This is a genomic window from Micromonospora sp. CNZ322, from assembly GCF_007827755.1.
Genome location: NZ_VITD01000019.1, coordinates 70,991 through 85,069 on the forward strand (window position 1 = coordinate 70,991; position 14,079 = coordinate 85,069).

A 14,079-nucleotide genomic window follows, 5' to 3' on the forward strand; every position below is an offset into this window, starting at 1 on the left:
CCCTGTGACAGACCCTGCGGAGGAAGGACCAGCCATGCGCGGCAACCTGCTCGTCGGTGCGATGCTCACCCTTACGTTCGTCGCCGGTTGCACGTCACCGGTGAAACGGGTCGGCGGCGACGCCGGGCCCGCCGGCTCTCCGTCCGCCAGCGCGAGCCCGTCGGCGTCGAGCGCTCCGGCGCCCGGCAGCGCCGCTCCGACCACCCGCAGCGCCACCCCGGGTGCTCCGGCCACCCGCACCTCCGGCCCGGCCGCTCCGGCGAGCGAGATCAGGCGGACCAACTGGCCCAACGCGGTCATCCGCGGTTTGAAGTTCTGCGGTGAGTCCGACGACTCCGTGGTGTTCCGCAACGGGTCCAACGGCCTCGACATCCCGTGCCGGATCCTGCCGAACGGCGCACGGCCGGTGTATGCCGAATTCATCGGCGAGGAGCCGGCGAATGCGCCGTCGACGGAGGACGCGCTCGTCCTCGTCGAACTGGGCAACCCCGACGCGGCACGGCGGCAGGCCCTCGTGCCGATCCAGCTCTCGTACGACGGCAGGGAGCGGTACGCACGGCCGATCATCCTGGGTGACAATTCCAGCCCGTCCGGCGACCGGGTCATGACGTTCGTCTCATACCGAGTCGTGGGCGAAACCGTGCAGGCCACCGTCCGCAAGCTCGACGGTGGTACCGAGACGCGTCGGTGGCGCATGGTCGACTTCGCCGGCAACTGGGAACGGTACTAGCGTTGCGCGACCATCGAAGCGTTCACCCGCAGCGTGCCGAGGATCTCGTCGGTGCGGTCGACGCCGTCGGTCTGCTTGACCTGGACGTACACGCCGAAGGTGCCGGCCGCCGCGACCAGGGTGACCTCGCTGAACGATGTCTGCGCGCCACCGCATCGCGCCCAGTGCCGGACTGTCCCACTGAACGCGGCGACGGTGACCGCCCGGCCGGCGGCGGGTGTGCACCCCCGGTGATCGGGCAGCGTCGGCTGCTCCGCTCCGCGCAGCCCGGGGCTCACTCCCACGAAGACCCCCGGTGTCGTGCTGTCGACATCGGACCACTCGGTGAGGTCGGCTCCGACGAGCAGGCCGGGGCGGCGCCCGTCGGCGAGGCCGATCACCGTCGGGTCCCAGCCGCCGTCGCGCAGTTGCCGTGCCCAGCCGCCGGGGACGGCCACCGAGACAGCGCCGGTCGTGTCACCCACCCGGGCCCAGCCGTGCGGCGCGGTGGTGGCGGTGGCGGATCCGGCCATGACCAGCGTCGCGGTCACGGTGCCGACGGCGGCGAGGAACCGGCGGATGCGCCGCGGCGGCGGGCGGGCCGCCAGTTGCCGGCTGGCGAGCAGACCCTCCAACGCGCCGGCGTACGCGGCCGCGGTGGGCCAGCGGCGCTCCGGATCGCGATGCATCGCCCGGCGGACGGCGCGCTCGACGGCGGCGGGTGCGTAGGGTGCCGCCGCCACCGGCTGCCCCGGCGGCGAGCCGGTCAACATGTGGTGCGTCAGCGCGCCGATCGCGTACACGTCGGCGCGCACGTCGATCCCTCCGCCGGGGACGCCCTGCTCGGGCGCCATGTAGGCGGGCGTGCCGGCGACCACTGTAAAGCCGGACGCGTGCGCGAGCGTCTTGGCCAGCCCCAGATCGGCGACCAACACCCGGTCACCGGCCGGGGTGGAGTCGAACAGCACGTTGGAGGGTTTGAGGTCGCGGTGCAGCACGCCGTTGTCGTGCAGGACCGCCACCGCCCTGGCGATGTCGGCGGCGATCCGCAGCGCCGAGCGCACCGGCATCGGCCCGCCGCTCAGCCGGTCGGCGAGCGTGCCGCCAGCGGCGTACGTCATCACCAGGTACGGCCGACCGTCGGGCAGCTCACCGATGTCCAACACCCGGACCAGATGATCGGAGTCGACCTGCCGCATGAACCGGGCCTCCTGGCGGAAGCGCCCCCGGATGTCGGCCCGCTGCGACCAGTTGTCGGCGAGCACCTTCACGGCCACCGGCGAGTGCAGCTCGTCGTCGTACGCCAGCCACACGGTGGCGAACGCACCGGCGCCGACGGGGCGTGCGATGCGGTACCGGCCAACCTGCGGCGGGATGGACACGATCGTATTATCCGGCCACCGGGACTCCGGTGACGCCCACGAGCGGGGGAGCGCGGGTGGCGAAGGAATCTGACACCGAGGAGCTGGCGAGGCGGGCGGCGGCCGGCGACAGCGCCGCACTCGACGCGCTGCTGGCCGCGATCGGTCCACGGGTGCTGGAGCAGTGCGGGCGGTTCCTGCCCTGTCGGCAGGACGCGGAGGAGGCGGCGCAGGACGCGTTGTTGCAGGTGGCCCGGCACATCCAACGGTTCGAGGGGCGGTCGCTCTTCTCCACCTGGTTGCACACGGTGGTCGCCAACTGCGCCCGCCAGACGTACCGGTCACTGCGGCGACGAGCGGCCGAGCGGCCCAGCGCGCTGCTGCCCGTCGAGGTGGCCGACCCCCGTACGACGAGCGTCATCGCCGGATCGCGTCTCGACCTGTTGGACGCGCTGGACCGGTTGGAGTCGTACCGGCCGGAGCTGGCGACGGCCCTCGTGCTGCGCGACCTGTGTCAGCTCGACTATCAGGAGATCGCCGGGCAGCTGGGCATCCCGATCGGCACGCTGAAGTCCCGGATCCATCACGCCCGTCGGTACGTCCGGGAGACGTTGTGGGGTAGTTGAGCGATCCGTACGCCGATCCGTGGGTTTGCCTCCGATCGACGGACATCGTTTGACATGTACGCCGAGCACATCTTTGCTGGTCGATGTGCGTGTTCGGTGTGGTCGGGCGGTTCGTCGTCTGGTCCGGCCGGTCGATGCCCTGAACCTGGAGGACGGATGCGAGTCACCGCGCGGAGAAGCCCACTACGCCCACGACGGCGGCTGTTGCCGGTGGCGATGGCGGCGGTGACGTTGCTGAGCCTGGCCGTCGGTGTGCCGGCGGCCGCCGCGGCACCAGCCACGATCGTCGGTGTGGCCAGCGGTCGTTGCCTGGACGTGGTCGGCAACGTCCGGACCGCCGGTGCGGGCATCAACATCTACGACTGCAATGGCCAGGCCAACCAGGCGTGGACCCTCACCTCAACTGGTGAGCTGCGGGTCTACGACGACACGATGTGCCTGGACGTGGTCGGCCAGGACACCACCGCCCCGGCCGCGGTGCAGATCAACGGCTGCACCGGCGGCGCCAACCAACGTTGGCGGATCACCACCTCCGGGACCATCGTCGGGGTCCAGTCCGGCCTGTGCCTGGACGTGTCCGGCGCGGGCACCGCCAACAGCACGACCGTCGGTCTCTGGACCTGCAACGGGCAGTCCAACCAGCGGTGGACGACGTCTCTGGGCAGCGCCGACAGCCAGCCGCCGACGGCGCCCGGCAGCCCACGGGTCAGCGGCCTGACCTGCAACTCGGTGACGTTCGCGTGGAACGCCTCGACGGACAACGTCGCGGTGGCCTTCTACGACATCTACCACGACGGCCAACTGATGACGTCGGTGAGCGGCACGACGCTCTCCACCAACCTGACCGTGGTGCCCGGGGCGACCTGGGGCCTGTACGTCAACGCCCGCGACGCCGCCGGCAACGTGTCGCAGGCCAGCACCACCGTGTCGATCACTCCGCCGCCCTGTCAGGCCGACAGCCAGCCACCGACGGCGCCGCAACAGCTCGCCGGCACCGCGTCGGGCACCACTGTGACGCTGCGCTGGACCGCGTCGACCGACAACATCGGGGTACGCGCGTACGACGTCTACCGGGCCGGCGCGAAGGTGGGCACTGTCACCGGCGCGCCGCCGGCGACCACGTTCACTGACAGCGGTCTGGCGGCGAACACCTCCTACCAGTACTACGTGGTGGCTCGGGACGCGCAGGACAACGCCTCGTCGCGCAGCGGCACCGCGACGGTGACCACCGGTGCGGCGTGCGCCAACCCGGTGTGCGGGGTGCGGCAGGTCACCACCGACACCGACATCCCGTGGGGTCTGGTGACGTTGCCGGACGGCAGCGTGCTCTACAACCGCCGCGACGCACACGACATCATCCAGCTCAACCCGACCACCGGGGCCAAGACCAACCTGGGCACGGTGCCGAACGTGCAGAGCACCGACGGTGAGGGTGGCCTGTTGGGGCTCGCCATCTCGGCCAGCTACTCCAGCGACCGCTGGCTGTACATCATGCACACCTCGCCGAGCGACAACCGCATCGTCCGGGTCAGGCTGGAGAACGGGCGACTCAACACCGCCAGCGAGCAGGTTCTGCTCAGCGGCATCCGGCGTAACAAGTACCACGACGGTGGTCGCCTGCGGTTCGGCCCGGACGGCAAGCTGTACGCCAGCACCGGCGACGCCCAGAACGGCAACTACGCCCAGGACCGGTCGAGCCTCGAAGGCAAGATCCTGCGACTCAACCCGGACGGCACCGTCCCCTCGGACAACCCGTTCGGCAACTACGTGTGGAGCTACGGCCACCGCAACCCGCAGGGGCTGGCGTTCGACTCGCAGGGCCGGCTGTGGGAGCAGGAGTTCGGCAACTCGGTCATGGACGAGACCAACCTGATCACCAAGGGTGGAAACTACGGCTGGCCGGCGTGCGAGGGCACCAGTGGCGCCTGCGGTACGGCCGGGTTCATCGCGCCGGCGCGCACCTATCCGACCGCCGAAGGGTCCTGCTCCGGCATCACGATCGTGCGCGACGCGCTCTACGTGGCCTGCGCCCGAGGCGCTCGGATGTACCGCGCGGTGATCAGCGGCAGCAGCCTGACGAACGTGCAGACGTACTTCAGCGGCACCTACGGTCGGTTGCGGACGGTGGAGCCGGCTCCCGACGGCGGGCTGTGGCTGACCACCACCAACGTCGGTGACAAGGACAGCACGCCGAACAACAGCAACGAGAGGATCCTGCACGTCACGCTCGGCAACTAGACCCTGATCGCTGATGCCGAACCCGGTCGGGCGGCACGTCCTCAGCCGCTGGTCAGGAGCACGAGTTGCTGGGTGGCCCGGGTCATCGCGACGTAGCGGTCGACCGCCCCCGAGATGCCGGTGCCGAACGTTTCCGGGTCGACGAGGAGGACCAGGTCGAACTCCAGCCCCTTGGCCTGTTCCGGGCTCAGTGACCGGACCCGGGCCGTGGGCGGGAACGTCGGGTCGCCGATGACGCAGGCGATCCCCTCGGCGTGCGCGGTGAGCCAGGTGTCGAGGATCGACCCCAGGTCGGCGACCGATCCGTGGACGACGGGAAGTCCGTTGTCACGGATGGAGGTCGGCACGTTGGCGTCGGGGAGCACGGCCCGGATGACCGGTTCGGCCTCCACCATGACCTCCGCTGGCGTCCGGTAGTTGATGCTCAACGAAGCCAGAGTGACATGGTCGAGCCCGACCCGCTTGAGGCGTTCCTGCCACGACTCGGTGAACCCGTGCCGGGCCTGAGCGCGGTCTCCCACGATGGTGAAGCTGCGTGACGGGCAGCGCGCCAGCAGCATCTGCCACTGGGCGTCGGTCAGCTCCTGCGCCTCGTCCACGACGATGTGCGCGAACGGGCCGGCCAGCAGGTCCGGGTCGGCGTCCGGCAGCCCGGAGTCGTCGACCAGGACGTCGCGCAGGTCGGGTTGGCGCAGCATCGCCAGCAGGCCCTCGCCGTCGTCGTAGGTGTCGGCCGCGAGCAGCTCGTCGACGACCCGGGCCATGTGCTCGCGTTCGACAGCGGCGGCCGGGTCGCGGCGACGGGTGCGCCCCGCCCTCTCCGCGTCGCCGAGCCGCTGCCGCGCCGCGTCGAGCAGCGGCAGATCGGACACGGTCCAGGCCCGGGGCTCGTCGCGTTGCAGCTTGCGGACCTCCTCGGGGCTGAGCCAGGGCGCGCACCTGCGCAGGTACGCGGGCACCGACCACAGGTCACCCACGAGATCGGCCGCGTCGAGCAACGGCCAGGCGCGGTTCACCGTCGCCCGCAGCTCCCGGTTACGCAGCAGAGAGTCGCGGAGCACGTCGTCCGGCTCCTCGCCGTCGTACCGGTCGATGAGGATGGTCAGCAACTCCTCCCAGATCTCCTCGCGCGCCTCGTTGTGCGGGGTGCCCGGACCCGGCGCCTGGAACGCGTCGGCCCAGTCGTCGGCGCTCAGGCGGACGTCGGAGTCGCCCACCGGGACCGTCATCGGGGCGACCGGTGGGTCCTCGTAGAACCGGACGGCCGCGTCGATCGCCCGGACCAGCTCGGCCGACGACTTCAGCCGGGCGGCCTCCGGGTCGGTGTCGACGGCTGCGGTGGCCCCCTCGGGGACGAGGTCGCGCAGGGTGCAGGTCTGCACGTCCTCCTCTCCGAGGCTGGGCAGGACGTCGGCGACGTAGGCCAGGTAGGGCTGGTGCGGCCCCACGAAGAGCACCCCACCCCGGCGCTGCCCGAGACGCGGGTCGGAGTAGAGCAGGTACGCGGTGCGGTGCAGGGCGACGACGGTCTTACCGGTGCCCGGACCGCCGTCGACCACGAGGGCGCCGGCCGACCCCGCCCGGATGATGGCGTCCTGGTCGGCCTGGATCGTGCTGAGCACGTCGCGCATCCGGGCCGACCGGGCGCTGCCCAGACTGGCGATGAAGGCGGACTGGTCGTCCAGCGCGACGGCGTGCCCCACGAACCCGTCCGGGGTGAACACCTCGTCCCAGTAGTCGCTGATCCGGCCGCGGGTCCAGCGGTAGCGGCGGCGGCTCGCCAGGCCCATCGGGTTGGCGTGGGTTGCGCCGAAGAACGGCTCGGCCGCGGGTGAGCGCCAGTCGAGCAGCAGCCGCCGACCCGTGCTGTCGGTGAGACCGCGTCGTCCGACGTACACCGGGTCGGGGTTGTCCGCCTCGACCACGTGGCCCAGGCACAGGTCCAGTCCGTAGCGGCTCAGCGAGCGCAGGCGGGCGGTCAGCCGGCGGACCTCCTCGTCCCGGTCGACGGCCTGCCGGCCCTTGCCGCCGGGCGCCCGGCGCGCGGTGTCCAGACGGTCGGACAGTTCGGCGCTCAGCTGCGCGAGGCCCTGCGCCATGGCCGCGAAGTGCCGCTCGTCGTGGGCGATGAGCGCCGGGTCGGCCTTGGGCGCGAGATGATTGGGAAGGTCGAACACGGAGGTGGGCAAGGAATCCAATTCATGACTTCCATTTCGGCAGAATTTGGCCTCGGCCGACGATTCTGCGTCATAAACGGGGTCTTGCCGCAAGCCCCCCAGTGCGGTATAAGTTAGAAGTGGCGGGAGACCGGGTGTCTCCCGTTTTCCGTGTCAGGGCACGTCGACGACGTCGCGGCCGAGGGGCCAGAACGCGGCCGGCACGAGCTTGAAGTTGGCGATGCCGAACGGGATCCCGATGATCGTGACGCAGAGGGCGATGCCCGCGAGGATGTGGGAGAGCGCCAGCCACCATCCGGCCAGCACCACCCAGAGGATGTTCGCCAGGCCGGAGCCGACGCCCGCGCCCGGCTTGGGCACCAGGGTGCGGCCGAAGGGCCACAGCGAGTAGACCGCGAGGCGCAGCGACGCGACGCCGAACGGGATGGTGATGACCAGGACGAAGCAGATCAGCGCGGCGATGCCGTAGCCGACCGCCAGCACGAGGCCACCGCCGAAGACGAGCCACAGCACATTCAGTACGAAACGAATCACTACTCCAGCATGAAACATGCTCGCCACCCGGTCGGCTCCCCCCGTTCCTCAGCGGGGAACGGCCACCGCGTGGCCCTCGGGGAGGGGCCTCCCGTCGAGGTGGTCGATGCCGAGGATGCCGCCGGGGCCGTGGTCGTCGCGCGACGCGTGGCCACCGGTCGAGGCGGGCAGGAGGCTGCAGTGCGGGCAGCGGTGCGGCCCGGTGGCGAAGGGGGAACCGCTCCAACCGTGCTCGGCCGGGTCCACACGACCTCGGCGTCGGGGAGCACGCAGGCGGTTCCGCGGATGGTCTCGCCGCAGGTGTCGCAGATCAGGGTCATCAGGTACTCGTCCGGGACGACGGTCATGCTGCTGGTCCTTCCTCGCTCACAATCGGGAGCACCTGATCCAGGCGGGTGATGTGCAGGATGCGCCGAGCCCGGGGGCTCGGATGGCGCACGGTGAGGGCCGCGTCGGCGCGAGTCAGCCGCCGGTGCACGTCGAGCAGCAGGCCGATGGCGGCGGCGTCGAGGTGCTGGCAGTCGGACAGGTCGAGCACGACCTGTGCGGGGCGCAGCGCCAGCAGTCGGTCGAACACCGCGCCGACCTCCGGTAGACAGGCCAAATCGAGTTCGGTGACGCGAACCTCTACCAGTGGCAGCGTGTACCTCGCGGGCAGCACCGGCGTCGCCATTGCCGTACCCCCTCTCCGTCACCCCTTGCTCCCTCCCCACCCTGCTGGGCGGGGTTGGCGGTCACTGCAAGGCTCTGTGACAGTTGTGTGGCAAAACCGCCGGCTGGCGGGCACGGTGACGACCTCGGCGCGGCCACGGCCGAGGAGGGCCTGGCGCCCAACGCCACCACCCGTCCGACTAGTGCTCGTCGACCTGATGCTGCCCGGCCTCGACGGCTTCGAGTGCATCCGGCAGCTGCGCCGTGACGACGACGTCCCGATCGTGGTGGTCAGCGCCCGCGACGGCACCGATGACATCGTCGCCGCTCTCGAAGCCGGCGCCGACGACTACGTGGTCAAACCCCTGGCCATCCGGGAGCTGGCCGCCCGCCTGCGGGCTCTGCGCCGCCGTGCCCGGCCGGTGGTCACGACCTCGGCGCCGGAGCCCGTGCCGGCGGTCGCCTTTGGGGAGTTGGAGATCAGTCCGGAGGCGGGGGAGGGACGCAGGCCCTCGTCACGGTGGACGAGCCCGCAGAGGTGGGCGGTCGCAGCGACGAGGTCCTCGCCTTCGGGCAGATCGTCTGCACTCTCACCAGCCGCGAGGACGCCTCCACAGTGGCCTTCCTGCGCGAGGGCAGGGCTCTCGGCGTGCCCCGGGCCGACGGCTCCCTGTCCAGCAGGCCGCTCACCCGCGACGGTTACGCCCCCTCAGCAGCGACCGCTGAGCGCGCGTACCACCGGGAGCACGAGGACCGCGACATCAACGACGCCGCCCGCCGCCGCCGCGGGACCGGCCGCTGTAAGGTACGCGAAAACCCTTCCACGGCCTGCTCCGGAGTGCGGTAACCCGGTCCCGGAAGCTCAGGAGGATCGCGTGTCGTCCGACGACCGTTGGCTGCTCGACATCCCGATCGCGCACCGCGGGCTGACCGGCGACAATCGACCCGCCAACTCGCTGGCGGCGTTCGAGGCGGCCGCCGAGGCTGGCTACGCCTGCGAACTGGACGTGCAGCTCACCCGCTCGGGCGAGCTGGTCGTCGTCCACGACTACGACTTGACCGCGCTCACCGGTGCGGCCATCGCCACCGCGGAGTTGACACCGGCCGATCGGCAGCGGCTCCGGTTGCAGGGCACCGACCAGCGGGTGCCCACGCTGTCGCAGGTGCTGGACCTGGTCGCCGCCCGGGTGCCCCTGCTGATCGAGCTGAAACGGCCGACGCTCGCCCTCAACTTCGATCTCGTCGACGAGGTGCTGCGACAGACCGCTGACTACCCGGGGCGGTACGCGGTCGAATCCTTCGACCCGTTGCTCGTGGCGGCGCTGCGGGTCGCGGTGCGAAAGCTGCCGCCGGAACGCCGGGTGCCGGTGGGGCGCATCTGCGGCCTGCTGCGCACCGCCGGGCCGCTGACCCGGATGGTGGGTCGCAGTATGGTCAGCAACCTGGTCACTCGGCCTGATTTTCTGGCCTACGAGGTGGACGCATTTCCGTCCAATCTGACGGCGTGGTGGCGTCGCCGCGGTGTTCCGGTGATTTCCTGGCCAGTCGCTTCACCGGAGCGGGAGATGTTCGCCCGTCAATACTCCGACAACATCGTTTTCTCGGGCTATAGACCGTCGCATGGCCAGCATCTAGCATCGTGACGTGTCTGTTGACCAAGGACAGAGCGGGTTGCTCGCCGAGTCGCAGAACGGCGCTCCCGGCGATCCGTTGCAGGTCTACCGCGCGTTGGCCGAAGAAAGCATCAACAAGCTCAGGGACCATTACGACTGGCGGGCGAAATGGCACCGACGGCTGTTTCGTTTCACCGGCATCCTGGTCATCGTCGTCAGTGCCTCTCTGCCACTGCTCGCCGGCTTCAGCTATCCGGGTAAGAACCTGGTAATCGCGGTCTCGGGCGTGGTCATCGCCACGGCCACCGCGCTACGCACTTTTTATCAGTGGGATCAGATGTGGGCACTGCTGCGGCGTACCCATTTCGCCCTCATCGAGGCGAGCAACCAGTGGAGACTCGCGTTCGGTCGCGCCGAGGCGACCGCTGATCCGGCCGAGCGGGAGCAGCGCGCGTACGCGGCGACAGAGGTGCTGTTGGCGAAGATCGAGGGCATCCGCAGTGCCGAGACGGAGAAGTTCTTCAGCTCGTTGGCGTTTCCGGAGGAATCCGCGCTGACCGGCAAGCCATTTCGTCCCTGACCGCCGGCGTGGCGGTCGGGCGGGTCTCGGGGTTGCTCGGTGGAAGACCTGAGACGAAAGCCAGGGCGACCCGAGGGAACCTCCCGGAGGTCGGCCGGGGCCGGCGGCCACATGCTGGCTGGCATGAAACGCGCTGCGCTCTACGTGATCGCCGGACCGGTCGGCATCGTGGCCTACGGCCTGATCCGGCTGTGGGCAAGGTCCGACGGGGTGTATGGCCCCGGGCTCGACTGGCAGGCCGCCCACCTGGTTGCTCTCGCCGGCATGGTGTGCTTCGTCCCGGGTGTGCTCGCGCTGTCCCGTCTGCTGCCCCGCAGTCCGTGGCGCACCGGGGTGGTGGCCGGCACGTTGGTCGGCCTCGCCGCGACGATGGTGCAGTTCGGTGCGGACATAGTCGAGGGGCTGCTGGCCGAGGACCGGGCGGAGATGTCGAGGCTCGGCGCGGAATTCAAGGACATCCCCGGCGTGGAGGTGGCCTTCTACGACGTCGTACCCCAGTTCTTCTTCCTCGGCCTGCTCGTCCTCGCGGGTATGCTCGCCGCCCGACGGCGGCTGCCGTGGTGGAGTGTGCCGCTGCTCCTCGCCGGCATCGTCCTGCCGGCGGTCACCCTCGATCTGCTTCCGATCGGCGGCCTGTGCATGGCGCTGGCGTTGGCCCCGGCGTTGCCGCTGGTGCGACGGCAGGGCGAGCGTGCCGAGTCGCCCGTGGTCATCCACTGAGGACGCAGGGTGGCGCTGGCCCCTCAGGACCAGCGCCACCCTTCGAACCGCTACTTCAGCGCGAGGGTCCGGGCGTCGCCGGCGATGACGCTGGCGAACTCCGCCGGCACCAGCTTGCCGGCCTGCCGGTCGGCGTAGGTGGCCAGCTCGGCGTACTGGGCGTGGGCCAGCTTGGTGGTCATCGCGGTGACGGCGGCCGGGTCCGCGCCCGAGGTGAGGATCAGGTAGCCGAGGCCGGCCTGGCTCACCGTCACGGTGAAGGTGCTGGTCGCGGTGGCGGTGCCCTCGGGCCCGGTCGCCTCGGTGGTGATGGTGTGCCGGCCGGCGGTCAGCCTGGCCAGGTCGAGCTTGCGCCCGGCGGCCGACCTCTTACCGTCCAGCGTCACGGTGACCGTGTCCGCGTTGGTCGCGGCGACCGCGATCACCGGGGACTGCGCCCGGTCCAGCCGAGCCCCGTTGACCGGCGAGGTGATCTGCACGGTCGGGTCGGCGGAGGCCCGCTGGACGAACGCCGAGTTCCAGCCGACCAGCTCCGCCGCGCGGTTGGTGATGATCGCGTCGGTGCCGATCCGCTCCAGCCGCTGCCACAGTCCGGCGGAGTCCATCGTCCAGGCCATCACGGCGACCCCGGCGGCGTGCAGCGGGGCGACGACCTCCGGCTTGGCCAACAGCGCGTTGCCGTCCGGGTTGTACGCGGTCAGGTGCAGCTCCTTCGCGATCGCCACGGGGTCGGCGTCCAGGGTGCTGCGGAGCAGGCCGAGCGGTAGCTCGGGGGCGAGCTCGTAGGTGTACTTCAGGGCGTCGACCTCGAAACTCTGGATGAAGACCCGGCCCATCATCTGCTCGTCCCGGATCACCTGGATGATCGTGGCGACCTCGTCGCGGGTGTGCCTGCCCTTGATCTCCACGAGCAGGTTGCCACCCCGGGTCCGCAGATCGGCGAGCTGCTCCGCGAGGGTGGGCACCCGCTCGCCGACGTACTGCGGGCCGAACCAGGAGCCGGCGTCGAGGGCCTTGATCTGCGCGGCGGTCAGGTCCCGGATGTTGCCGGTGCCGTCGGTGGTCCGGTCGACGGTGCCGTCGTGCAAAATGAACGGGATGCCGTCCTTGCTCGGCTGGACGTCGTTCTCGATCCAGTCGGCGCCGCCCTTGCGGGCGATCTCCTGGGCGACGAGGGTGTTCTCCGGTGCGGCGGCGGACGCGCCCCGGTGGGCGATCACTGTGAACGGGCTGCCCTCGGGGCGGAGGTAGCCGTTCGGGGCCAGCTCGGTGACGGTGACGTCGTCGTACGACACGGTCGCGCCGTTGACGAAGAGCCCCTGGACGCCGTCAGCGGAACGCTGGAGGCTGCTGGTCCGCATCGCCTCCCGCCCGTCGTAGATCCAGCGGGGCTGGTTGCCGTGCACCTCGACGGCGACGCGCACGTCCCGGCCGGTGCCGGCGGCGGACGGGGCGGAGGCGGTGTTCGTCACGACCCAGGCGTTGGCAGTGGTCCGCTGGGCGAATTCGAGCCCGTTGGCGGCGGTGGTGCCGCTGCGCATGGTGGCGATCCACCAGGGGGTTGCGCCGCTGGCGGGGACGTCGATGCCGAGCGAGGCCCAGCGGGTGGCGGCCGAGACCGCCTCGAAGCGCATGGTCGCCTCGAGGCGGAAGTCGTTCAGGTGCCGGCCGAAGGTGATCTTGTTGTTCTCGCTGGAGCTGGCGGAGGTTCCGTACAGTCGGCCGTTCTCGACCCTCCAGGTGCCGTCGACCGCGTGCCAACCGGCGGGCAGCGACCCGGCCGAGAAGTTCTCCGAGACGACGACGCTGCCCGGCTCGGCGGTGGCGGGCGACGAGGTCGCGACGGCGACCGCGACGGCAGCGCCGGTGACGGCGAGAGCGGCGACGGAGGCGGCGGCCCGGGTACCCAGGGCGCCGAGGCGTGACCCGGCGCGGCGAGGCGGCGGTGATGCGGGTAGGACAGTCATGGCCGCGACGGTACGAAGCGCGCCCGAACTGATGATCAATCAAGCATGGCTGCCGCCGGAACGCCGGGTGTACCGCGCTCGATCGGGGCGTCCCGGATTGGTCAGTTCGGCAGGCCGGAGCAGGGGACCCCGTCGATCGTGCACGCCTTGGGGGCGGATCCGGTCAACGATCCGTTGACCCGGAACGTCACCCGGACCGAGGCGCTGCCGGGCACCTGAGGAGTGTTCGGGTCCGGCACGAACGTCCACACCGCACCGTCCCGGCTGGCCTGCGCCCCCTCGACCCCGCTGATCCCCAGCGACTCCCGGGGCAGGGTGACGACCAGCGTCCACCCCGGGGCCGGGATAGAGCCCGGATTACTGATCGTCACTGTCGCGCCGTAGCTGAGCAGGGCGTTGTCCGTGATGGCGAAGTCCGCGCCCAGGGCCGCCGGGGTGGGTTCGGTGGTCGCGCCGGTCGGCGTGGGCCTGGTCGAAGACGTGACGGCCGGTGGGGTCGAGGAGGCCGTGGCGGGCGGGGGAGCGGGCACCGCGGGGCTGGTGACCGCCGGTCGCGCCTGCGCGTGGGGGGTACCGGACGGCGACGCGCCCACCTGCTCGACCGACGGCGGCGGGTCGAGGGTCACCGGCGTCAGCTTCTCCGGCGTACGCAGCACCCCGACGACGGACACGACCGTCGCGATCAGCACCCCGAGCGCCGCGACGACGGCCACCCAGGTGGCCCGCGAGACGTCCTCCCGACCGGTGAGCACCCGCCGTGCGGCCGTGACGATGGCCACGACCCGATCCAGCAGGATGATCGCCACGGTACGGCGTGGCTGGGGTGGTGTTGCCGGCACTGCCAGTCTCTCCTTCAGTTCGTCGCCAGGTGCGCGCCCACGATCCGCCCGGGTCGCGGGTGTC

Annotated in this window: 12 protein-coding genes and 3 pseudogenes; 8 read left to right on the forward strand and 7 right to left on the reverse strand. The window is 71.0% G+C overall.

The genetic code is table 11. The features are described from left to right. Positions 1-34 precede the first annotated feature (34 nt). Entirely contained in the window at positions 35-730 is a 696-nt protein-coding gene (locus FB453_RS30710) for a hypothetical protein (protein ID WP_145795817.1), read from the forward strand. Here the strand turns inward: FB453_RS30710 and FB453_RS30715 are convergent. Continuing rightward, positions 727-2,091: a serine/threonine-protein kinase gene (locus FB453_RS30715; RefSeq protein ID WP_145795819.1), complete on the reverse strand. Its 1,365-nt coding sequence runs from the start codon at positions 2,089-2,091 to the stop codon at positions 727-729. The two genes, FB453_RS30710 and FB453_RS30715, sit on opposite strands and share 4 nt — an antisense overlap. Positions 2,092-2,147: 56 nt before the next feature. Between FB453_RS30715 and FB453_RS30720 the strand changes: the two genes are divergently transcribed. Next, positions 2,148-2,696, forward strand: coding sequence for an RNA polymerase sigma factor (locus tag FB453_RS30720; protein WP_145795822.1), 549 nt, complete (start codon positions 2,148-2,150; stop codon positions 2,694-2,696). Between the two features lie 156 nt (positions 2,697-2,852). Next, entirely contained in the window at positions 2,853-4,934 is a 2,082-nt protein-coding gene (locus tag FB453_RS30725; protein WP_145795824.1) for a PQQ-dependent sugar dehydrogenase, read from the forward strand. A 41-nt stretch (positions 4,935-4,975) separates the two neighbouring features. Here the strand turns inward: FB453_RS30725 and helR are convergent, their stop codons facing one another. From helR to FB453_RS30745, 4 genes and pseudogenes are all read right to left on the reverse strand, one after another. Then, positions 4,976-7,123 (reverse strand): RNA polymerase recycling motor ATPase HelR, encoded by a 2,148-nt coding sequence (gene helR, locus FB453_RS30730; RefSeq protein WP_222431438.1) that lies wholly within the window; start codon positions 7,121-7,123, stop codon positions 4,976-4,978. Positions 7,124-7,264: 141 nt separating this feature from the next. Next, positions 7,265-7,645 (reverse strand): YccF domain-containing protein, encoded by a 381-nt coding sequence (locus tag FB453_RS30735; protein WP_181518574.1) that lies wholly within the window; start codon positions 7,643-7,645, stop codon positions 7,265-7,267. Between the two features lie 165 nt (positions 7,646-7,810). Beyond that, a pseudogene (locus tag FB453_RS30740) lies at positions 7,811-7,992 on the reverse strand (STAS domain-containing protein); the annotation flags it as partial. Continuing rightward, entirely contained in the window at positions 7,989-8,318 is a 330-nt protein-coding gene (locus FB453_RS30745; protein ID WP_145795830.1) for an STAS domain-containing protein, read from the reverse strand. The gene FB453_RS30745 and the pseudogene FB453_RS30740, both read right to left, overlap by 4 nt. A 126-nt stretch (positions 8,319-8,444) precedes the next feature. On the opposite strand from FB453_RS30745, the pseudogene FB453_RS30750 reads away from it, so the two are divergent. The 5 genes and pseudogenes from FB453_RS30750 to FB453_RS30770 form a co-directional block, all read left to right on the forward strand. Next, positions 8,445-8,805: pseudogene (locus FB453_RS30750) on the forward strand (response regulator); the annotation flags it as partial. Then, positions 8,796-9,002 (forward strand): annotated as a pseudogene (locus tag FB453_RS30755) (GerMN domain-containing protein); the annotation flags it as partial. The pseudogenes FB453_RS30750 and FB453_RS30755, both read left to right, overlap by 10 nt. A 169-nt stretch (positions 9,003-9,171) precedes the next feature. After that, a complete protein-coding gene (locus FB453_RS30760; protein WP_486480532.1) occupies positions 9,172-9,939 on the forward strand; it encodes a PI-PLC domain-containing protein in 768 nt (255 codons plus the stop codon). A 1-nt stretch (position 9,940) separates the two neighbouring features. Next, positions 9,941-10,489: an SLATT domain-containing protein gene (locus FB453_RS30765; protein WP_112588897.1), complete on the forward strand. Its 549-nt coding sequence runs from the start codon at positions 9,941-9,943 to the stop codon at positions 10,487-10,489. A 123-nt stretch (positions 10,490-10,612) separates the two neighbouring features. Beyond that, on the forward strand, positions 10,613-11,209 hold the full coding sequence (locus tag FB453_RS30770; RefSeq protein ID WP_145795832.1) for a hypothetical protein: 597 nt from the start codon (positions 10,613-10,615) through the stop codon (positions 11,207-11,209). A gap of 50 nt (positions 11,210-11,259) precedes the next feature. Here FB453_RS30770 and FB453_RS30775 read toward each other — a convergent pair whose 3' ends face one another. Further along, the gene (locus FB453_RS30775) at positions 11,260-13,176 is read right to left on the reverse strand and encodes a glycerophosphodiester phosphodiesterase family protein (protein WP_145795834.1); all 1,917 of its coding nucleotides are present in this window, start codon (positions 13,174-13,176) and stop codon (positions 11,260-11,262) included. Positions 13,177-13,277: 101 nt separating this feature from the next. Next, complete coding sequence (locus FB453_RS30780; protein ID WP_145795836.1) at positions 13,278-14,015, reverse strand: cellulose binding domain-containing protein; 738 nt, start codon at positions 14,013-14,015, stop codon at positions 13,278-13,280. Positions 14,016-14,079 lie beyond the last annotated feature (64 nt).

What these genes read in the sequence shown, in the direction of transcription:
- FB453_RS30710 (WP_145795817.1), top strand. Translation starts at nt 35, where the DNA reads ATGCGCGGCAACCTGCTCGTCGGTGCGATGCTCACCCTTACGTTCGTC.
- FB453_RS30725 (WP_145795824.1), top strand. Translation starts at nt 2,853, where the DNA reads ATGCGAGTCACCGCGCGGAGAAGCCCACTACGCCCACGACGGCGGCTG.
- FB453_RS30745 (WP_145795830.1), bottom strand. Translation starts at nt 8,318, where the DNA reads ATGGCGACGCCGGTGCTGCCCGCGAGGTACACGCTGCCACTGGTAGAG.
- FB453_RS30770 (WP_145795832.1), top strand. Translation starts at nt 10,613, where the DNA reads ATGAAACGCGCTGCGCTCTACGTGATCGCCGGACCGGTCGGCATCGTG.
- FB453_RS30775 (WP_145795834.1), bottom strand. Translation starts at nt 13,176, where the DNA reads ATGACTGTCCTACCCGCATCACCGCCGCCTCGCCGCGCCGGGTCACGC.